The 21108-nt window shown below is 35.7% G+C and carries 21 protein-coding genes; 19 read left to right on the forward strand and 2 right to left on the reverse strand.

Annotated features, from left to right (window positions below):
• Positions 1-7: 7 nt before the first annotated feature.
• The 3 genes from thiI (at position 8) to H7K77_RS13455 (ending at position 3230) form a co-directional block, all read left to right on the forward strand.
• Positions 8-1207, forward strand: a complete 1200-nt coding sequence (thiI, locus tag H7K77_RS13445; protein ID WP_186578369.1) for a tRNA uracil 4-sulfurtransferase ThiI — start codon at positions 8-10, stop codon at positions 1205-1207.
• Between the two features lie 120 nt (positions 1208-1327).
• A complete protein-coding gene (locus tag H7K77_RS13450) occupies positions 1328-1534 on the forward strand; it encodes an alpha/beta-type small acid-soluble spore protein (protein WP_186578370.1) in 207 nt (68 codons plus the stop codon).
• Between the two features lie 106 nt (positions 1535-1640).
• Positions 1641-3230, forward strand: coding sequence for an amidohydrolase (locus H7K77_RS13455; protein WP_186578371.1), 1590 nt, complete (start codon positions 1641-1643; stop codon positions 3228-3230).
• A 372-nt stretch (positions 3231-3602) separates the two neighbouring features.
• Here the strand turns inward: H7K77_RS13455 and H7K77_RS13460 are convergent, their stop codons facing one another.
• A complete protein-coding gene (locus H7K77_RS13460) occupies positions 3603-4406 on the reverse strand; it encodes an NAD kinase (protein WP_186578372.1) in 804 nt (267 codons plus the stop codon).
• A gap of 346 nt (positions 4407-4752) precedes the next feature.
• Between H7K77_RS13460 and H7K77_RS13465 the strand changes: the two genes are divergently transcribed.
• The 9 genes from H7K77_RS13465 (at position 4753) to ald (ending at position 12643) form a co-directional block, all read left to right on the forward strand.
• Positions 4753-5367, forward strand: a complete 615-nt coding sequence (locus H7K77_RS13465) for a DUF2953 domain-containing protein (RefSeq protein WP_186578373.1) — start codon at positions 4753-4755, stop codon at positions 5365-5367.
• Positions 5368-5384: 17 nt separating this feature from the next.
• Positions 5385-5864 (forward strand): GerW family sporulation protein, encoded by a 480-nt coding sequence (ytfJ, locus tag H7K77_RS13470; protein ID WP_186578374.1) that lies wholly within the window; start codon positions 5385-5387, stop codon positions 5862-5864.
• Positions 5865-6082: 218 nt separating this feature from the next.
• Positions 6083-7066 (forward strand): class I SAM-dependent methyltransferase, encoded by a 984-nt coding sequence (locus H7K77_RS13475; protein WP_186578375.1) that lies wholly within the window; start codon positions 6083-6085, stop codon positions 7064-7066.
• A gap of 132 nt (positions 7067-7198) precedes the next feature.
• Complete coding sequence (locus H7K77_RS13480; protein ID WP_186578376.1) at positions 7199-8398, forward strand: acetate kinase; 1200 nt, start codon at positions 7199-7201, stop codon at positions 8396-8398.
• Between the two features lie 288 nt (positions 8399-8686).
• Complete coding sequence (locus H7K77_RS13485) at positions 8687-8992, forward strand: hypothetical protein (protein WP_186578377.1); 306 nt, start codon at positions 8687-8689, stop codon at positions 8990-8992.
• Positions 8993-9335: 343 nt separating this feature from the next.
• Positions 9336-10166, forward strand: a complete 831-nt coding sequence (locus tag H7K77_RS13490; RefSeq protein ID WP_222599364.1) for an EcsC family protein — start codon at positions 9336-9338, stop codon at positions 10164-10166.
• A 308-nt stretch (positions 10167-10474) separates the two neighbouring features.
• Positions 10475-10609 (forward strand): hypothetical protein, encoded by a 135-nt coding sequence (locus H7K77_RS21540; protein ID WP_268911916.1) that lies wholly within the window; start codon positions 10475-10477, stop codon positions 10607-10609.
• 56 nt (positions 10610-10665) lie between these two features.
• A complete protein-coding gene (locus H7K77_RS13495) occupies positions 10666-11472 on the forward strand; it encodes an SDR family oxidoreductase (protein ID WP_407926437.1) in 807 nt (268 codons plus the stop codon).
• Between the two features lie 55 nt (positions 11473-11527).
• The gene (ald, locus tag H7K77_RS13500; protein WP_186578379.1) at positions 11528-12643 is read left to right on the forward strand and encodes an alanine dehydrogenase; all 1116 of its coding nucleotides are present in this window, start codon (positions 11528-11530) and stop codon (positions 12641-12643) included.
• 346 nt (positions 12644-12989) lie between these two features.
• On the opposite strand, the gene H7K77_RS13505 is transcribed toward ald, so the two are convergent.
• Positions 12990-14084 (reverse strand): M24 family metallopeptidase, encoded by a 1095-nt coding sequence (locus H7K77_RS13505; RefSeq protein ID WP_186578380.1) that lies wholly within the window; start codon positions 14082-14084, stop codon positions 12990-12992.
• Between the two features lie 177 nt (positions 14085-14261).
• Here H7K77_RS13505 and H7K77_RS13510 point away from each other — a divergent pair, with 177 nt between their 5' ends.
• The 7 genes from H7K77_RS13510 (at position 14262) to H7K77_RS13540 (ending at position 20950) form a co-directional block, all read left to right on the forward strand.
• Complete coding sequence (locus tag H7K77_RS13510; protein WP_186578381.1) at positions 14262-14771, forward strand: DUF4178 domain-containing protein; 510 nt, start codon at positions 14262-14264, stop codon at positions 14769-14771.
• Positions 14772-14786: 15 nt separating this feature from the next.
• Positions 14787-15455, forward strand: coding sequence for a PspA/IM30 family protein (locus H7K77_RS13515; protein ID WP_186578382.1), 669 nt, complete (start codon positions 14787-14789; stop codon positions 15453-15455).
• A 144-nt stretch (positions 15456-15599) separates the two neighbouring features.
• Positions 15600-16283 (forward strand): DUF4247 domain-containing protein, encoded by a 684-nt coding sequence (locus H7K77_RS13520; RefSeq protein ID WP_186578383.1) that lies wholly within the window; start codon positions 15600-15602, stop codon positions 16281-16283.
• Between the two features lie 15 nt (positions 16284-16298).
• A complete protein-coding gene (locus tag H7K77_RS13525) occupies positions 16299-16694 on the forward strand; it encodes a DUF350 domain-containing protein (RefSeq protein WP_186578384.1) in 396 nt (131 codons plus the stop codon).
• Between the two features lie 115 nt (positions 16695-16809).
• Positions 16810-18351 carry a polyamine aminopropyltransferase gene (locus H7K77_RS13530; protein WP_186578428.1) on the forward strand — a complete coding sequence of 514 codons (1542 nt, stop codon included), beginning with the start codon at positions 16810-16812 and terminating at the stop codon, positions 18349-18351.
• Positions 18352-18462: 111 nt separating this feature from the next.
• Positions 18463-19143 (forward strand): metal-dependent hydrolase, encoded by a 681-nt coding sequence (locus H7K77_RS13535; protein WP_186578385.1) that lies wholly within the window; start codon positions 18463-18465, stop codon positions 19141-19143.
• Between the two features lie 493 nt (positions 19144-19636).
• On the forward strand, positions 19637-20950 hold the full coding sequence (locus H7K77_RS13540; protein WP_186578386.1) for a DRTGG domain-containing protein: 1314 nt from the start codon (positions 19637-19639) through the stop codon (positions 20948-20950).
• The last annotated feature ends 158 nt before the right edge of the window (positions 20951-21108 follow it).

Raw genomic sequence — 21108 nt, forward strand, 5'->3', positions numbered from 1 at the left:
ATAAACCATGAATTATGATCAAATTTTATTACGATATGGAGAAATTGGATTAAAAGGGAAAAACCGTAAGATATTTACTAATAGACTTCATGAAAATGTTGTCCAAAAGCTAAGAAAGTATCCTGACATAAAAGTAAAAACAACTAGAGATCGCATTTATATTTTCTTGAATGGTCATGATCCAGAACCTATTATGCAGGAGTGTACAGAAATTTTTGGGATTCAAAGCCTAAGTTTAGCAATTCAGGTAGATAATGATCCAGAATCAATAAAAGAAGCAGCACTATTTGCCTTAAAGGATGCTGACGATGCAAAAACATTTAAAATTTCAACAAAACGAATTAATAAAGAGTTTCCAATAGGGTCTCAAGAATTTAATCATGTTCTTGGTGGGCATCTTTTATCCAATACAGAGGGTTATACAGTTGATGTTCATAACCCGGATATTGAGATACATGTTGATATTAGACAACAGGAAACATATCTCACTTCAAAGCGTATTTGGGCTGCAGGTGGACTTCCAGTTGGTAGTGCGGGAAAAACGTTATTGCTGCTTTCGGGTGGAATTGACAGTCCAGTAGCAGGATTTATGACAATGAAAAGGGGTGTACAACTAGAGGCTATCCATTTTCATTCGCCGCCGTACACAAGTGAACGAGCAAAACAGAAAGTAATTGACCTTGCTGAAAGATTAACGAACTATGGTAGTAAAATTAAAATTCATGTTGTTCCTTTCACTAAGTTACAACAAAAAATTCACAGAGAAATTCCTAACGGGTATTCAATGACAGTCATGCGAAGAATGATGATGAGAATCAGTGAGCAAGTTGCTAAACAAAATGGAATTCTTTCTTTAACTACAGGTGAAAGTCTCGGGCAAGTAGCAAGTCAAACGATGGAAAGCATGAATGCTATTAATGCTGTAACAAGTTATCCAATATTACGTCCTTTGATTGCAATGGATAAAGATGAGATTATTGAAATATCTCAGAAAGTAAACCTATATGATATTTCAATCAGACCTTATGAGGATTGTTGTACGATTTTCGTGCCTAAGTCACCTAAAACAAAACCTAAAGCGGATAAGGTTGCGTATTACGAAAGCCAAGTTGACTTTGCTGCTGATTTACAGGAAGCGATTGATGGTATAGAAGTTATCGAGGTTGATCCATCTAGTAGAAAAGATGAATTTGAGGACCTACTTTAACGACTACCCTACTATTATGAATAAGTTGGCTGTACATGAAACAACTACCAGTAATGATAATGAATGAATTTATCTCTTCCTGCACATTCTAGTAATGTAGCAAAGAGGAGGTGAATAGACATGGCAAGCAGCAACAATTCAAACCAATTACTAGTACCTGGTGTTGAACAAGCACTAGATCAAATGAAATATGAAATTGCACAAGAGTTTGGTGTAAATCTTGGAGCTGACACAACTTCTCGCGCTAACGGTTCTGTTGGTGGAGAAATCACTAAACGTCTTGTTCAAACTGCTCAACAACAAATGAGTGGTCAACAACAAATATAATGATGGCTAAAAGAGTAGTGCTATATGCACTACTCTTTTCTTTTATATAGGATGTTGATATTATAGGCACATGTAATTGTTATATAGGAGAAGGAGTTTGGTGGTTATGGGAGTTTTATGGCATGGTGGGAAAATATATACAATGAGGTCTGAAGGTGAGCTTGTTGAAGCTATATACACCGAAGACGGAATGATAAAAGATATAGGTAGTTATGACCAACTAAAAAAACAATATGAGGGAGAAATACAATTATACCAAAACTTAAAAGGAAATGTTATGTACCCTGGTTTTGTTGATAGCCACTTACATATAATTGGTCATGGAGAAAAGTTACTACATTTAGATCTATCTGAAATGACTTCGCCGGAGCAAGTTTTAACTTCATTAAAAGAACGAGTAAAATACTTGAAAGAAGGTGAGTGGTTGATTGGGGAGGGGTGGAATGAAAATCAATGGGAGGATCCCACAATCCTTCATTCCAATCAATTAGATGAAATATGTCCGAACAACCCAATGATGCTTACAAGGGTTTGTAGACACGCAGTTTTGGCAAATTCTGTGGCAATGAAATTGGCGGAAATCACGGACCAAACACCTGATCCTCAGGGTGGTAGAATAGTCAGAGACGAAGACGGTGTTGCTACAGGTTATTTCTTGGACACCGCTCAGGAGTATATTAAACAGGTGATTCCGGGCGTGACTCAGGAATATTTAACAAGAGTAGTTCGCACGTCTATTGACGATCTATTGCGGTTAGGCATAGTAGGTGGACATAGTGAAGATTTGAATTATTATGGTGGATTTAATAAAACACTAAAAGCCTTTTTCCATGGAATTGATGGAAATGAGCGAAAGTTCCGAGCGCATTTGTTAGTCCATCATGAGGTAGTAGATGATATGAATAAAGAAGGCTTAAGCTATGGAGATGGAACCGAATACATTGAGTTGGGTGCTATGAAGATATTTTCTGATGGTGCCTTGGGAGGAAGGACTGCTTGGTTATCTGATCAATATGAAGATGATAAAGGTAACTATGGCATACCGATTCATAGTTCACAAGGATTAGAAGACCTTATTATTAAGGCTAGAAGTTATGACCTTCCAGTAGCTGTTCATGCTATTGGAGATAAAGCTATTAAAGCTATTGCGGATCTCATTGAAAAATATCCATTAACTAATGGAAGAAGAGACCGAATTATTCACGCTCAAATTGTAAATCAAGACCTACTGGAACAACTTAGTAGAATAGATGTGGTGCTAGATATTCAACCAACTTTTGTAGCGTCGGATTTCCCGTGGATTGTAGAAAGAATTGGTGAAAAACGGGTATCCTTATCTTATGCTTGGAAAACCTTTCTAGAAAAAGGTATTCCCTGTGCTGCAGGCTCAGATGCGCCGATTGAAGATGTCAATCCTCTGTTGGGAATAGAAGCAGCGGTATTGAGGAAATCAAGTATAGATGGGTTGATATATAATAAAGCAGAGCAACTAAGTGTATATGAGGCTATTTCTCTTTATACGAAAGGTAGTGCCTATATTATTTGTCACGAAGAGGATAGAGGTCAGATAGCACCAGGATATACTGCTGATTTTACGGTATTAGATCAAGATTTATTTAAAATTGAACCGATTAATATAACAAAGAGTAAGGTGAAAATGACCGTAGTAGATGAAAAGATAATGTATGAAGGTTAAATAGACCCCCCACGCTAATTTGCGAGGGGGTCTATTTAATATATTATAAGATGTTCCTAATATTTTGGTAGACATTTGAGATAAAATCTGCAGTAACTAAGTTCTATATTTTTCAAGTGAATGTTGGACAGCCGTTCCGGAAATATACTACGCTTTCCGCGGGCTCGCGCTGAGCCTCCTCGGTCTTTGCGAGCGAGGAGGCTGAAGCGTTCCCCACGGAAAGCGAGCGTTTTTCCGCAGCGATGATTTAGCATTCATCTTATATAATGAATGTAGGTCTTAGGACTTTACTTCGCTTTTTATACAATTTATGAATTACTACTTGAAAAAAGTTCAGCGTTCTCTTATTAGAGATGCTGAACTTTATCATTGTTATGTTAGGAATGTTCTTTTTACTCTATCCCAATATGAATTGTTTTTTAATTTAACTGTTTTAATTACCTTATCACTTAACGTAACGGTCAGATCTTTAATATTACGGATGGAATACGCCTCGTTATCTAAGCCGATAATTGGGTAATCATTTCCATCTTGTATTACTTCTAGTCGCAAGGTTCTTTCCTTGTCCAAAATAAAAGATGAACCTAACGTTCGATATCTATTATTGTTAAGAGAAGCTAACTCAGTTACCTGAAAACAAGGTGTCTTAGGATCAACTACTGCTCCATGAGTCGATTTGTTGTAGCCAGTACTACCTGTGGGTGTTGCTACAATTAATCCGTCGCCTCTAAATCTTTCGAAATGGTTTTCGTCAATATACACATCCATTACTATTGTTTTAATTATGGCTGACCTTACTGCAGCTTCATTTAGACAGTGAAATGTTGCTTCACCGTTAATTAATACATCAATCAAAGGGAATCGTCGTACTTCCAATTCCTCATTCATCATTGAATCAACCATTTGATCATAGTGGTCTAAATTGAAATCACAATAAAGGCCTGCTTCATTGTGGCGAGCAATTCCTACATATAAACAGTCCTGACGAAAGCCAGTATGGCGAACAGCTTGCAAGAAAGCTCCATCACCGCCAACACTCACGATTATATTAGCCTGCTTATAGTTCTCAACAATAGTAAATCCATTATCTTTTGCTAGTTTAAACAATGGTGTTAGTCGTTGCTCTAATTCTTCATCTTTTGGATAGTAAAAATAAAGGTTTCGCCGATTATCCATACATGATCCTCCTAAATATTAGAACTCTTTGTTGACTCACTCAACCTACTGATGACCTAATTTTTAATTAGAAGTAGTTGAGGTTAACTACTTGATGTAAAGATTGATTAATTGCGACACCCGTCTGTAGGAAGTCACTTCTATGTTATCATTATTTTCTTATTTGTCCCAGATAGTTTATCCAAAATTTCCATCATTTATATAATACTTTGCATAAATCTAGTTTTTTTCAATCACATGGATGAAAATTTACCTATAAGTAAAATGTCAATACTTCTTACTATTCATTCCAAATTGGGTTTAATTTTAAATTAATTGAAAATAATGAAAGTATGGAGGTGTTTTTATGGTATGGATTATTATTGTTGTTGCTATGTTGCTATTGTTAATTCTAAGCCTTTTTACTCATATTCATACATATATCTTATATACCCATATACACAATAAAAGCACTCTTCAAATGAAAATTAGACTACTAGGTATCATTGTAATAAAAAAAGAATTTCCTGTAGACATGCTAGATATAGACGACAAATCAAATAAGTCTGATAGTAAGGAAGAACTAACAATAAACAAAATTATCGACAATTGTAAGCAATTCCGTGAAACGCTAGTAACAGTTTTTCACTCCAAGACAATAGTAGCAAGATACCTTACTAAAGTTAAGGTTAAGAAGTTTAAATGGAATACACAATTTGGGATAGGAGATGCAGGGAAAACTGGTATTCTAACTGGAGTGGTATGGGGATTAAAATCGGGTATTTTAAAAGTAATGATAGATCATATGAGAGTAAAGGACAGGCCAATAGTGAATGTTTTTCCTGTTTTTCAACATAAAACGATAAACGTAGAATTTGAGTGTATGGTATCGGTTAGGTTAGGACAAACTATGTACGCAATCATTCAGTTGGTTAGACATTTTCAAAGGGATAAAGCTAAATTAACTAAACGACCGGCATGAATAAGGAGGAAAATTAAATGAGTGAGGAACAACAACACCCAATTGAAGGCTTAATGACAACAGCGATGGAAAACTTAAAAGACATGGTTGATGTGAATACTATTATTGGAGATCCAATTGAATCTCCAGATGGTAGTGTTATTATAACAGTATCCAAGGTGGGTTTTGGATTTGCAGCTGGCGGTAGTGAATTTTATAGTGGCCAAAGTGGTGGGAAACAGGATGATCAGCAATCACAAACGCTGCCATTTGGTGGAGGTAGTGGTGGAGGAGTATCGATTACACCAACAGCCTTTCTTATTGTAAATGATAAAGGTGTACAGATGATACACTTAGATGAAAACACTCATTTATATGAGAAGATGTTAGATCTTGCTCCTCAGGCAATCGAAAAGATACAAGAAATTTTAAAGAATAGTAAGAGTGAAAAAGGTGAAAAAAAAGAGGATAAGAAAAAAGATGAAACTAGTGAAAAAGACAAAAAAGAGTCCGAGTAATAGTTATACTCTATTTAAATCATAAACTGCTGCAATAATGCTAGCAGTTTTTTATTTGTATTAATTAAATAAGAGGACGAAGGGGATTTTTAGGATTTTGTTTTTGACTATTGATCAAACAGTATGTTTACCTAATACATAGAAAGTTTGGTAAAATAGAGTCGCCCTAATAGTTAATAGCGCGAAATGACAGAAGCGGTACGAATGGAGGAGAAATGTTGGAACAAACTAAAATAGAGAGTTCTTTTCAAGTGTTAGATGAAATGGCTGAGAATATTCAACAACAGATGGATTTACCATATATAGAAAGCTTGGCTGTTGGTCTTGAGTACCTTTTCACAAATGAACCAACAGATGATATGCACGATCTTTTAAAACAAAAGCTACAAAAAGGTTCAGAGAAGTTGAATATTCCTGGGTTAGAAAAAGAAGAACTTAGAAAGGTGATTCAGTTATGCATATTAAAGGGAATGCATAATGCAACTCAGCAGCAACATTTAATTACACCTGATACAGTCGCAATGTTTGTAGCTTACCTAGTACAAAAATTGTTAGGTAAACAAGATAAGGTCCGGTTATTTGATCCAGCGTGTGGTTCAGCTAATTTATTAACGGCTGTAGTGAATCAATTAAATACAGAAGTAGAAGCTTATGGGAGCGAAGTTGATACTTCTTTAATTCAATTAGCTTTAATGAGTGCAAACCTCCAAGAAATAGAAGTGGAGTTTTTCCATCAAGATAGCTTGCGTCCTTTCTTATTGGAACCTGTTGATGCAGTGATTGGAGATCTACCAGTAGGTTATTATCCAGATGATGTTCAAGCAAATAATTATGAGTTGAAAGCCGATAGCGGCCATTCATACTCACACCATTTATTTATCGAGCAAGGGCTTAATTATGTTAAAGAAGGTGGGTACTTACTATATGTTATTCCTAACTTTCTATTCGATAGCGATCAAGCAGAAAAGTTAAATAACTTCTTGCATAAACATGCCCATATCGTTGGGATACTACAGTTACCATTGAGTATGTTTAAATCTGAAAGTAACGCAAAGAGCATCTTTATCCTTCAGAAAAAAGGAATAGAGACGAAAGCTCCAAAACAGGTTCTAATGGCTCAATTGCCATCCTTTAAGGATGTTGCTTCAGTAGATAATATTTTAATTAATATTAATCAATGGTTCAAAGAAGAAGGTTACTGAATAGTGAGAATTTAACAAATTTGTGAAGGAAACGTTATCATTAATGGCTTCGTATTGCAAACTGAATGCACCGGTGGTTAAATGGAGTTGGACCTAATCTCAAAACCTTAATTAATGAAAGGGTTGAATATTTTGAGCAATATTTTAGCAATTAATGCTGGTAGCTCTTCTTTAAAATTCCAATTAATCGAGATGCCAGAAGAAAAAGTTTTAGCAAAAGGTTTAGTTGAACGTATAGGTATTAATGATTCCGTTTTTACAATTGAAGTGGATGACAAGAAAGACACAAGTGTAACTGACATTCCTGATCATGAATTAGCAGTTAAAATGCTTTTAGATAAATTGAAAGGATCTGGAGTTATTAAATCCTTTGATGAGATCGATGGAGTAGGTCACCGCGTTGTGCATGGTGGAGAGCGCTTTAGTGATTCTGTCCGTATTACAGAAGAAGTAATTAAAGAAATTGAAGAAGTTTCTGAGCTAGCACCACTTCATAATCCTGCTAATTTAACAGGTATTCGTGCATTTAAAGATATTCTACCAGAAGTACCTTCAGTTGCTGTATTTGATACTGCATTTCATCAAACTATGCCAGAGCAATCTTATCTTTACAGTTTGCCTTACGAATATTATGAAAAGTATGGTATCCGTAAATATGGTTTCCATGGTACTTCACATAAGTATGTTTCAGAAAGAGCGGCAGAACTTATGGGATTACCTTTAAATCAATTAAGACTATTATCCTGTCACTTAGGTAATGGTGCAAGTATTGCAGCCATTGAAAATGGACAATCCATTGACACATCAATGGGCTTCACACCACTAGCTGGTGTCACAATGGGAACGAGATCTGGTAACATCGACCCTGCGTTAATCCCATATATCATGGACAAAACAGGTAAAACTGCAAATGAAGTCATGAACGTACTAAATAAAGAAAGTGGTATGCTTGCATTATCTGGTTTTTCAAGTGATTTAAGAGATATCCAAGAAAAAGCTGATAATGGTGATGAAAGAGCAGAGCTTGCACTAGAAGTGTTTGCTGAAAGAATTCACAAGTATATTGGTTCTTATGCAGCTAGAATGCACGGTGTAGACGCGATTATCTTTACTGCTGGTGTAGGTGAAAATAGTATTGCAATCCGTGAAAGAGTATTAAAAGGTTTAGAATTCATGGGTGTTTATTGGGATCCGTCTCTTAACAATATAAGAGGAAAAGAAACGTTTATAAATTATCCTCATTCCCCAGTAAAAGTTATCGTAATACCAACTAATGAAGAAGTAATGATTGCAAGAGATACGGTTCGTTTAAGTCAAAAAAGCCACGTATAAAAAGGCTTTAAAACATTTTCTAGTTAGGTAAAGATACCTTGAATTGTATAACCAAGAATAACTTTTCAGAAGGCAACTTTTTCTCATATTATATTTTCTAATATGGGAGAAGGTTGTCTTTTTTGAGGCCCTACAACTATGGCATGTCATATGGCGGCCCTACGGTACAGTTAGTCCTTCTAGTAAGGTTACTGTAACTCCTATATAAGAACAAAAAATTAATTAGCTCTGATTATAAAATTCACTGCATCCAATTAAATTAAACTAAATGAAAGTAGGAGTGAGAGTATGTTTGAAAATGTAAATTTCACACCAGGTCAAATTACATATAATGATTTTTTTATTGATCTTAATAAGCCCCTTGATTTTATTGCCGATGGACTAAAAGAAGATATGTTTCAAGTAACCTACCCTAAAAACCTTATATTAGATATTGGTTGGTATTCTGGTGTAGAGAAGTTTATAATATTTATTGTAAAAGACGACGATTGGGAAAATCCAATTAAGAAAATATTTTGTGATGATTTTAATGAATTGAGTAATAATGTTGAAGAATGTACGGGTTATTTAAGAATAATATTAAGAGAACTTTAACAATGAAAAACCTTGAAAGGCATTTAGCAGATCGAGGTTTTTTATTATGCAATTCAGGCGTATTTAACTTAATGAAATTACTTGGAAAAAGGTCATTGAAAACGACATTACCTAGTAACCCTTTGTATCACTTTCTCGACAAACTCGCACTTTATTCACATACTCATAAAAATTCCCATAACGCCCAGCTAGCCTAATCAATAAATGTTCTACAATAATAAAATTATAGGAGAAAACTATAACATTTTTTGCTTTGAGCAGAATATTTTTTTCCTTCAAACATTATATTTAGTTAGATAGTAGATAATTCCTTATATCGACATATAGAACGGAGGGGATTAACTTGGGGGAAAAAAGTATTGAAACGGAAATAAATAATTGGGAAATCAGCTTAAACAAATATGAGTTTAATGATTTTAGTATGTTATATGATAACTGGATGAATCAGGCAATAAGCAGTATTAATCCAAAAATAAGATCGAAATTTAGCCTTAATATGGATAATTTTTTATTCCATACCCATGCATACTTACAAGGGTCAGCAACTCAAAAAGAAGCGAGAGAAAGAATCATAATGACTGCTAGAATATTCGATGAGTCGATTGATACTATTTATGACTTGTCTAAATTAACTATTGATCAGCTCACTTACATTGCGGGGCAATACATTGCAAAAGGAAGACTTTACTCTGTCGTGCAGGGTGGATTAACTGGTACAGGTGGTTTTCTTTTATTAGGTTTGGATTTTCCGCTTATGGTTGTGATGAATCTTCGTGTAGTTCAACTAATAGGTCTGACATTCGGAAAAGAAGTTAATCATCCATATGAAATGATGCTATCTTTGAAGGTATTCCATGCAGCTACTCTACCAAAGCGGTTTCAGAAGCAGGCATGGAATGAATTAAAGGATGAATTAAACGATGGGAGTTCTTTTCTCTACGAGGGAGAGGATAAATTAACTAATCGCACTTGGATGGACCAACCGCTTAAACAAACTTTTAAGAATTTGCTAATTATAATGGGAAGGAAAAAAATCGTACAAGGAATACCTATCTTAAGTATGGGAGTGGGAGCATATTTTAACTATCAATTAACACAACAGGTTGCCAACTTTGCTCTTAGATTTTATCAACTAAGATACCTTAACGATCTTCAAAAAATGAATCCCAAGTAATGGCACTCCATCCTTAAGTATATCGTTTAGGAAAGTAAAACCTAAATGATATACTTTTTTCTTTAATATTAGTTTCTAACAGCTAATAGGTAGTACAAACAAATCTAGGTAAACTTTTGAGGCGCTTCTAATTGAAAACCTTTTCGACTGTATTTAATCCAGTTTCTCCACAAAAGACAAGCCATTCTTCAAACAATAACCATAAAAGGTCCAAATATAATTATGACGCAGTAGATACTACATTTTGGTAAGAAATTATATAGTGAGGTTAAAATATTTGGAACATACTATCTATGGAGGTGACATTCATGAAACGAATAGACTATTTGGATCCAACGGCAGTTACAGAAGGCGAAGAGCTTGTCGCACAACAACTTATGGAAAGCTATCATAGTGGGGTTATAGATCATGATGTGGAAGTGTTGAATAAAAAACAGGATTAATTAAAAAGACTAGTCGAGCTAATGGCGTGACTAGTCTTTTTAATAGAAAATAAACAATGAATCATGTACGATATAAGTATACATTTAGGAAAAGAATGGGGGGAAAAGGCATGGGTCATGCATTAATAACAGCAGGTACAAAGGGATTAGGAAGAAAAGTTACAGAGTCTTTTTTGGAAATGGGGCATCGTGTTACAGTATCGTATCGAAGTGATCAAGAAAAAGCAGAGGAATTAAAGCGATTGTATCCTAATGCAAATCTACATTTAGTCCAAGCGGATGTAACACAAAAAAAGGACCTGGAAAATCTCGTTCTAGAAGCCGAAAATAAATTCGGTGGAATTGACTATTTAATAAACAATGCGGGCCCATTTGTATTTGAAAGAAAAAAACTGATGGACTACACAGATAAAGAATGGGACTCCATGGTTCGTGGTAATTTAGATGCAGTGTTTCATTTACTTAAGCTTACAGTTCCATCAATGAGAAAGCGAAAGTTTGGAAGAATTATTAACTATGGCTTTCAAGGTGCCAACTCAGCAGCGGGTTGGCTGAATCGATCTGCCTTTGCAGCAGCAAAAGTTGGTTTAGTATCCCTTACTAAAACGATAGCGTATGAAGAGGCGGAAAATGGAATTACGTCTAATATGATCTGTCCAGGTAATATTGTTGGAGAGATGAAAGAAGCGACTATTGAGACTAGCCGTAAAATCTTAGACCAGGATACCCCTATTGGGAGATCAGGTACTGGAGAAGATATAGCTAGAACAGTTTTGTTCCTTTGTAATCGCGACTCCGACATGATTACTGGTGCTGTATTTGATGTAACTGGAGGCTTAGATGTGATTCATCGTCACCGTTGATAAATAAATTGATATACATAGTAGTAAAAGGAGATTAAATAGGGAGGTCATACAATTGAATATTGGTGTACCAAAAGAAATAAAAAACAACGAAAACAGGGTTGCATTAACACCAGCAGGAGTAGTTACGCTTACAGAGGCTGGTCATACTGTAGTGGTTGAAACAATGGCAGGGCTCGGATCTGGTTTTACTAATAAGCAATACGAGCAAGCAGGAGCGATTCTAGTAGATTCTGCATTAGAAGCCTGGCAACAAGAAATGGTCATGAAAGTGAAGGAGCCATTACCTGAAGAGTATAATTATTTCCATAATGGGCTCATCCTTTTTACTTACTTACATTTAGCACCAGAGCAAGAGCTTACGAAAGCATTAATAGATAAGAAAGTGATTGCCATAGCCTATGAGACGGTCCAATTAGCAAACGGATCTTTACCACTTTTAACACCAATGAGTGAAGTTGCGGGACGTATGGCTGCACAAATTGGCGCACAGTTTTTAGAAAAGTCATACGGCGGTAGAGGAATTTTACTTTCAGGTATTCCGGGAGTGAAAAGAGGAAAAGTAACCGTTATCGGTGGAGGAGTAGTGGGAACGAATGCTGCTAAGGTTGCAATCGGATTGGGGGCAGATGTTTCCATCATAGATGTTAACCCGGAGCGTTTGAGACAACTTGATGATCTTTTTGGGTCTAGTATTCAAACTTTAATTTCGAATCCTGTTACATTAGAAACAGAGCTTAAAGAGTCTGATCTTGTGATAGGGGCCGTGTTGATTCCAGGAGCAAAGGCGCCAAAACTAGTATCTCAAGATATGGTCAAGGCAATGCCTGATGGAGCAGTAATTGTAGATGTTGCCATCGATCAAGGTGGGGTCTTTGAAACAACAGATAGAATTACAACACACGATAATCCGACCTATACGAAACATGGCGTTCTTCACTATGCTGTCGCAAACATGCCAGGGGCAGTCCCGCGTACATCGACAATTGGTTTAACTAATGTTACAGTCCCTTATGCTCTACAAATAGCAAATAAAGGGTATCAACAAGCTTGTAAAGATAATGCTGCATTGGCAAAAGGGATTAATACGATAGATGGCTTTGTAACGTATAAAGCTGTAGCTGACGCCCATCAGCTACCATATGAAAAGCTAGATAAACTAATAAAATAGATATCTCTATGGTTGATTCTGTAATATAGGTTCTAAGTAGTTCTCTAATCGAGCTGAACTATAACAATTTATTATATCGACGGAAATAGCTGTTCTAATTGTTCCTAATCGTTATGTTTTTTGAACACCGAAAGTAAATAATGCACCTATATCCCTATGTGGAATGCTACAACCATGGGGGAAAATTACCTGATTTCCGTGTCCGACCTAAGTCGGGGAAATTCCTTTGACTATGCTTCTTTGTCCCCTTTGTGTCGAGGTAACCTGCTAAACAGCATTACTGGGAGACGCAGTTCCCTAAAGAAAAGAAAACAAGGCTTGGAATATCTAGCCTTGTTTTCTAATGTTAGCCAATTATTTGTAATTCCTTAGGATAGTTTGTTAAAAGTTGAGCCCCTTTTTCAGACATGAATATCTCATCTTCTATTCTTACCCCACCAATATTAGGGACATAAATGCCTGGTTCAATGGTAAAACTCATTCCCGCTTTTAAAGGCAATTCATTAGTAGCATTTAAGGAAGGGTATTCATGTACATCAATTCCAATACCATGACCAATTCGATGTGTGAAATACTCTCCATATCCTTGTTCAGTAATGTAATTTCGAGCAGCATAATCCAAATGGTTCATTGGTCTACCAATCGAAGCAGCTTCTATTGCTTTTTGTTGGGCTGTTAACACAGTATTATAAATGTTTCTTTGTTGTTCATTAACAGTTTTAAATGCAACTGTTCTTGTTATATCAGAACAATACCCCTGGAAAATAACCCCAAGATCAAATAAGACAAGGTCGCCTTTTGAAACCTTTTCAAGTCCTGGGTGCCCATGTGGTGATGCGGTTTTCTTTCCGGTAAGCACCATAGTAGAGAAAGACATTTCTCGAATTCCTTGTTTTTTTAAGGCATACTCTATTTTAGCAAGTATTTCTAATTCACTTTTGCCTTCTTCAATGGCCTCAATTCCAGTTTTTACACCAAGATCAGCGAATGCAGCAGCTTGCTTTAATATATCAAGTTCCTGTTTGTCTTTTACCACACGTAGGTTTGCTAACGTTTCTTTTGCGTCCACTATGTTAGCATTTACAAAGAGATTTGTAATCTGTTCATAGCGCTCTACGGTTACATGATCTTTTTCAATACCCAAGGAATCTAGTGAGCGGTTAGATACACTTAAGTATTTCTCGAACATATGCCATGGATTATCTTGATCATTATATGGTAAAAGATCTCCCTTCCAACCTGATGCTATTGCACTTTCTTTTTCCATTTCAGGTAAGATTAACAATGAATTTCCCGAAAGATCTACGTAAACAGCAACAAGTCTTTCGTGTGGTTCTGTATAAAAATTAGTGAAATAATAGATGTTAGCTTTTGAGGTGATGAAAAGGCTATCTATTTTTGCTTGTTTCATTTCTTTATGAAGTCGATTGAATCTGTCCATTATGTATCCACCTTTATTATTTGTTTGCAACTAGTATAGCAAATATAGACACATACATGGTGAACGGCGTTTGTTTTTGTTAAGATTAAAATACAGAAAAAAATTAATAAAAATGAAACTTTTTCATCTTCATATCGTATTCTTATTTGAAAAGGATTTTAGAAAAGAGGTGCACTAGTGGGGTTTTTCTCCAAACTTTTTTCCAAGCAACAATCAAAACCAGAAATAAAAGAAAGAACGCCATTATCGATCGAGGTCGGTGATATTGTAGTTTACGATCTAGGTGATTATGAAGTGATTGGAAAGATAACATACCGGCAAGGCTCCTACGAGTGGATAGCTTATCAACTTCTGGAAGGTAACAACACATTATGGCTATCTGCAGAAATGGATGATGAGTTAGAGTTAGGTATATATAAGAAAATACAATTACCGATTGAAGGCGTCTTCCCTAAGAAGCTAAACTATGAAGGAAAAGTATTTTATCTTGATGAGGAAGGTGAGGCGAGAGTAGTAGGGGAAGGAAGAAGTAAAAATATTAACGGCATGATGATGGAATATGCTGAGTATTGTGATGATGACGAAGAACAATTTATCAGTTTAGAATATTGGGGTACTGAAATTGAAGCAAGTCTTGGTTATTCAATTGAGGCTTATGAATTAAAAATTATTGCAGGTTCTAATTAATAAGGAGGAATAGGAATGTTTAAGTTATTTAGTCGAGTAAAAACGGTTGTTAGTTCAGAATTGAATGCTATGTTAGATAAGGCTGAAGATCCGGTTAAAATGCTAGATCAGTTTATGAGAGATATGGAGTCAGATATAAGAGAAGTTGAAAGTGCAGTCGCAAAACAAATTGCGAATGAAAAAATGTTAAAAAGAAAATATGAGGATTCCCAAGCATTAGTAGATAAAAGACAAGAGCAAGCAGAAAAGGCTATCGAATCAGGTAATGAAGATCTTGCTCGACGCGCCTTACAGGATAAAAAAGACCATGAACAGCAAGCTAACACGCTAAAAGAATCTTGGGAAAGAGCCAAAAAAGATGCAGATGTACTTCGTGAAAAGCTTGATGAGATGAAAAAAGAATATCAAGACATGAAATTGAAGAAGGATTCACTAAAAGCACGTGCAGAATCAGCGAAAACTAGAACGAAGATGAACCGTACTATGTCTTCAATTGGTAATGATGATTCAAAACGAGGGTTTGAACGCATGGAAGAAAAAGTACTTCAATTTGAAGCGGAAGCTGACACAAGTGAAGACCTTTCTGCTGCAAGTAGAACCTTGGATGATGAATTTGAAGAACTAGAAAAAGATAGTGTCGATGATGAATTAGCAGCCCTGAAAAAGAAAATGGGTAAAGAATAACCGTTTCAGATTTTTAAATAATTGGTGGCATTTTATGGTAGAATGAGTGCATACCTTTTAAGTATAGGGAACTGTATGAAAATAAACCCTTGTTTCACCACAAGGGTTTATATTTGTGAATAGGAGTAGAAAGGGGGAGTAAAGGTGATAAAAAAAGTACTCGCTGGGATTACTTTCACATTGTTACTAGCGATCTTATCAGCATGTGGTAGTTCAGACCCATTTGCAGATTTCGAGGAATTTCAGGGTGATGTTTCAGAGCCATCTGTCTCTGTGCAAAATTTACCTGATGAACCAACAAAAGATGAGATGAAAAGCCAGATAAGAAATTCAAGTACGAACGATATTTCTACTATCATAGGTGATAATTTTAACCTTTTAGAGACAGTAAAAGGAGAAAATAACATTGCAATTGTTTATGCTACTAATAAATTCACTGTTTCTGAACTTGTTTCCACTTTAACGAGCACAGTTGAACCTAAGCAACAGAGTGAGTTAATTGATAATCAACAGGTCTTGATCTATCCAGATCATTTCGTGACGATTAAACAAAGTGAAGAAGATCCTGATTCTACACTTATTGAAGTGGCAAGTGACCAATTTGTTCGAGATAACTATTCGCCTAGTTTTCTCCAAACCTACTTTGCCCTTAAGATCTTAGACGATGTACTTGATGTAGATGATTGGGCTAAGAAACGTAAGTCAAAGTGCGCAGATGGAAGCTGTTATGGAGGATATTCTACAACCAAGAAATATAATAGTGGTGGCTTAAACACGAATAGGGGAATGTCTTCTGTTCGCGGCGGTGGCCCTAGTGCAGGAAAATAAAGGAGGTTATTAATAATGGAACAGTTTATTTCAACATTTGTTTATTTCGTTATTGCAATTATTGTTGTGTTCATTGGACTTGTCATTTTTGAATGGATTACGAGAAAGTATAAGGACTGGGAAGAAATCTCTAATGGGAATCAAGCGGTTGCTTTATCAATTGCGGGTAAAATTATCGGGATATGTATTATTCTTTCTTTTGCTATTTACAATAGTATTACTGTTTGGGAAACGCTCATCTGGGGTGCTTATGGAGTAGTTTTACAAATGATTGCATACTTGTTATTTGAAGCTTTTACGAGAAAATTCTCTGTGGAGGAGCAAATTAAACAAAATAATGTAGCAGTTGGTATTGTTTCGTTAGCCGTATCAATAGGTCTAGCCTTTGTAATTGGAGCTTCCATTACATAAGAAATATAGACTTTAATTAGGTCTGACCCATATGATTGTAGGGTCAGACCTTCCTTTTTACATGTTTTAATAACAATTTAACAGAAAATTATCGGAGTGATATGGTTTGGATCAAATGAAAGTCAGACAAAGTCATTTTATATATTGGGCATCTGGAATCGTATCAATTTGTGGAATCATTTTTGAGGTATTGTTTGGGGCACTAGGATCGTATATCTTAGGCGATGGGGTTAAACAGTATACCCTGACTATTTCCTTATTTCTAACAGGTATGGGGATAGGTGCTAGTTTAAGTGAAAAGGTATTAAAAAATCTGTTAATCTCCTTTATATACATAGAATTCTTTGTTGCGCTTGTTGGTGGATTTTCAAGTTTCGCTATGTTTGGCATAACAGCCTATTCATCAGCAGGAACTGATGCATTGTTTTTATATGGCATCACTTTAATTGTTGGGGGATTAACAGGTGTAGAACTACCGATTTTAATTCGGAAGGCGAACGAAATTGGTGTGTCTTTAAATAGAAGTACCGCACGTGTGCTTTTTTCAGACTATGCTGGTGGATTGATCGGTGGGCTTTTATTTGTATTTTTCTTAAGGCCACAACTAGGAATGGTCAATACAGCTTTTTTTGTTGGATGTATTAATCTTGCTGTAGCACTAGTGGTCCTTTGGTTGTTTAGAAAAGAAATAGCAAATAGTAAGCTTCATGCAGTAGTAGGAGTAATCATCGGGTCACTATTACTGTTTGGTTTATTTTTTGGGGAGTCGATGGCGCAAACATTTGAACAGAAATTGTACAAGGACCCAATTATTCATATGGAAGAAAGTCAGTACCAAAAGATTGTTGTTACTAAAGATCGTAATGACGTAAGGTTATATTTGAACGGTGGTTTACAATTTAGCTCTTTTGACGAATATCGATATCATGAATTACTAGTTCATCCAGCCATGGCACAAGCATCGAACCATGACAACATATTAATTCTCGGTGGTGGAGATGGGATTGCTGTAAAGGAAGTTTTAAAGTATAACGACGTTAAACAAATTACTTTGGTTGACCTAGACCCGGCGGTTATCGATCTAGCGAATCATAATCCACATCTACTAGAATTAAATGATGGATCATTAAAAGATGAGAGGGTTACGGTTTTAAATCAAGATGCCTTTAAGTTCCTGGAGAATAGTCAAAAATGGTATGACGTTATTTTAGTTGACTTACCTGATCCGAATGATGAAAGTCTTAATAAACTATATACAAAAGAGTTTTACTCCCTCGCAAGAAATCATCTAAAACCTGAGGGGGCGATGATGGTTCAATCTACTAGTCCAGTATTTGCTACCGAAGTGTATTGGACCATATCTAAAACAATTGAATCTACAGGACTACATGTAGAAAACCTACATGTTGATGTTCCGAGTTTTGGGAATTGGGGATTTGTATTTGCAAGTCGCAATGATATAACCCTATCTAAACTAAATATAGCTGTTCCAACCCGTTTTCTAAGCACAGATATGTTGGTTGGCTTAACAAAATTCGGAAAAGACGAAGATAGCATTATCACAACCAAAAATGGGAGTATAAAAGAATTAAAGCCAAATACGTTAATAGATCCGAGACTAATCGGAATATATGAAAACTCATGGGAAAATTATTAGGATACTAATGATTTTCCTTTTTTAATGTTAAAACTACGCTAGAGGAGGGTATAGAATATCTAGGAGTACCTATAATTAGGTAATAGCTATGATAGTAAAGGAGCGAGCGTAGTGAAGGTATCTTTTCATGGACAATCTGTAGTTCGAGTTGAAACTAATGAACATGTGATTTTAATTGACCCATTTATTACAGGAAATGGAACATGTGACTTAGAGGCTAATAAAGTAATGCCAGATGTTATTCTGTTAACACATGGGCATAACGATCATGTTGGTGACACAATTGATATTGCAAAACGGACCGGTGCATTAGTAGTAGCACCCAATGAATTAGCCATTTACTTAGAATCGCGTGGACTAAAGACCCATCCAATGCATATTGGGGGAGCCCACCAGTTTGATTTTGGGAAAGTGAAATTAACACCAGCATTTCACGGTTCCTTATTTGTAGACGAAGATGGGAATAAAATTTATGGTGGTATGCCTGCTGGAATTCTACTAATGACAGAAGGAAAGACGATCTATCATGCTGGTGATACAGCATTATTTTCTGATCTGAAATTAATTGGGGATAGGAATGATATTGATTTAGCTTTTCTACCAATAGGAGATAATTTCACAATGGGACCTGAGGATGCCTTATTAGCTGCTGAGTGGATAAGCGCAAAGACAGTTGTACCAATGCATTATAATACTTTTCCTTTAATTGAACAGGACGGAGAAGCTTTTGCTAGCCAAGTTAAGCCTGGAAAAGGTATTGCTCTTAAACCTGGGGAAATGATTGAACTCTAAGTCAATATAGGATCAGGGATTGTTGCTCCCTGGTCTTTTTATTTGGCTAATCACGCATGTTCGTTCTTTAAGATAAGAGGAAGTCTACCGGATGTAAAAAATGCAATAAAGAAAATTACATACGTTGTATTTTTTATAGTATTGTTTTCAAAGCAACAATAGAAAAGAAAGATTTTATTATAAAATAACATAACAGAATAGTAAATATTATGTAACAGTCATCTTTTTTCATCTTCATGACTATATTTTTCTGTATGATTTAATTGGATGGATCCGAGAATCTAGTTAGATTTTATGTTTCTTCTATCTGCTTTATTTATTGAATTTATGCGTTCCTTAGGTGTAATTATAGACATTAAGGTTAATCTGTGAGATAAAAAATTAGTCTCATATGCCAATAGTTTTTGGAAAAAATTGATACAATCTTAAGACATCTGTATAATAACAATAAAGAGAATACCATTAGTACAGATGGAAAGATTGGTGACTAGACTTGGCAACCAAACATGAACAGATATTACTATTTATAGAATCGCTAAAAGTTGGAAACAAAATTTCAGTAAGGCAAATTGCCAAAGAATTAAATGTAAGTGAGGGTACCGCATACCGTGCAATTAAGGAAGCAGAAAATCAAGGGTTAGTTAGTACAATTGAAAGAGTAGGAACAATAAGGATTGAACGGAAGAAGAAAGAGAATTTTGAGCATCTAACGTTTGCTGAAATTGTTAGCATTGTGGACGGGCAGGTTCTTGGTGGTAGAGAAGGTCTATACAAAACATTAAATAAGTTTGTTATTGGCGCCATGAAATTAGAAGCAATGATGCGTTATACAGAACGTGATTCTTTATTAATCGTTGGTAACAGAGTCGAAGCGCATAAACTTGCATTGGAAGAAGAAGCAGCCGTGTTAATTACTGGTGGCTTTGATACGGATGAACATGTGAAAAGATTGGCTGATGAGAAAAAGCTCCCGATTATCTCGACTAGTTACGATACCTTTACAGTAGCTGCGATGATTAACCGTGCAATATATGATCAATTAATCAAAAAAGAAATCGTATTAGTGAGTGATATTTTTACACCTATAGAAGAAACTTACTCATTAACGACTAAGGATTTCTTATCCCGTTGGTATGAGTTGAATGAACAAACAACGCATAGCAGATACCCAGTAGTTGATGATAATAACCGTGTAACTGGTATGGTCACATCAAAAGATGTAATTGGCAAAGATAAGTTTTTAACGATCGATAAGGTTATGACTAAAAATCCAATGACGGTTGTAAAGGAAACATCGTTGGCATATGCTGCCCATATGATGGTGTGGGAAGGTATTGAGATTATGCCTGTGGTTAATAATCATCATCGATTAGAGGGATTGATCTCTAGACAGGATGTTCTAAAGGCGTTACAACATATACAGAGACAACCACAAGTCGGGGAAACGATAGATGATATTGTAACGAGTAGACTAGAAGCGCTTAAAGATGACAACAATCAATTCTATTATCGTTCAGAGGTATCACCCCAAATGACCAATCAGTTAGGGACTCTTTCCTATGGCGTTCTTGTTTCTTTTGTAACAGAAGCAGCAAGTAGGTCATTGCGACAATCTAAAAAAGGGGACTTAGTAGTTGAAAATATTTCTGTCTACTTTATTAAGCCTGTTCAATTAGAAAGTACAATTGAGATCCGACCTAGATTATTAGAAGTAGGCCGAAAATCGGCCAAAGTCGATGTTGAGGTGTACTCTGAAAAATTACTAGTTAGTAAAGCTGTTTTAATGGCTCAATTAATAGATCGATGACAAAGCCTTTTTCATACATAAATGACTTCAGTTTAGGTAGTCGTATCCAAAGCTCCGTACTTTCACAAGCTCCTAACTGACCATTAACTGTTGATTCTACGGATCAAATAGTTATTAGATCTAAAACTACTATAATAGTCATGTCAGTAAGAGTAAGA

Source organism: Aquibacillus kalidii (genome assembly GCF_014280935.1).
Classification (GTDB): Bacteria; Bacillota; Bacilli; order Bacillales; family Amphibacillaceae; genus Aquibacillus_D; species Aquibacillus_D kalidii.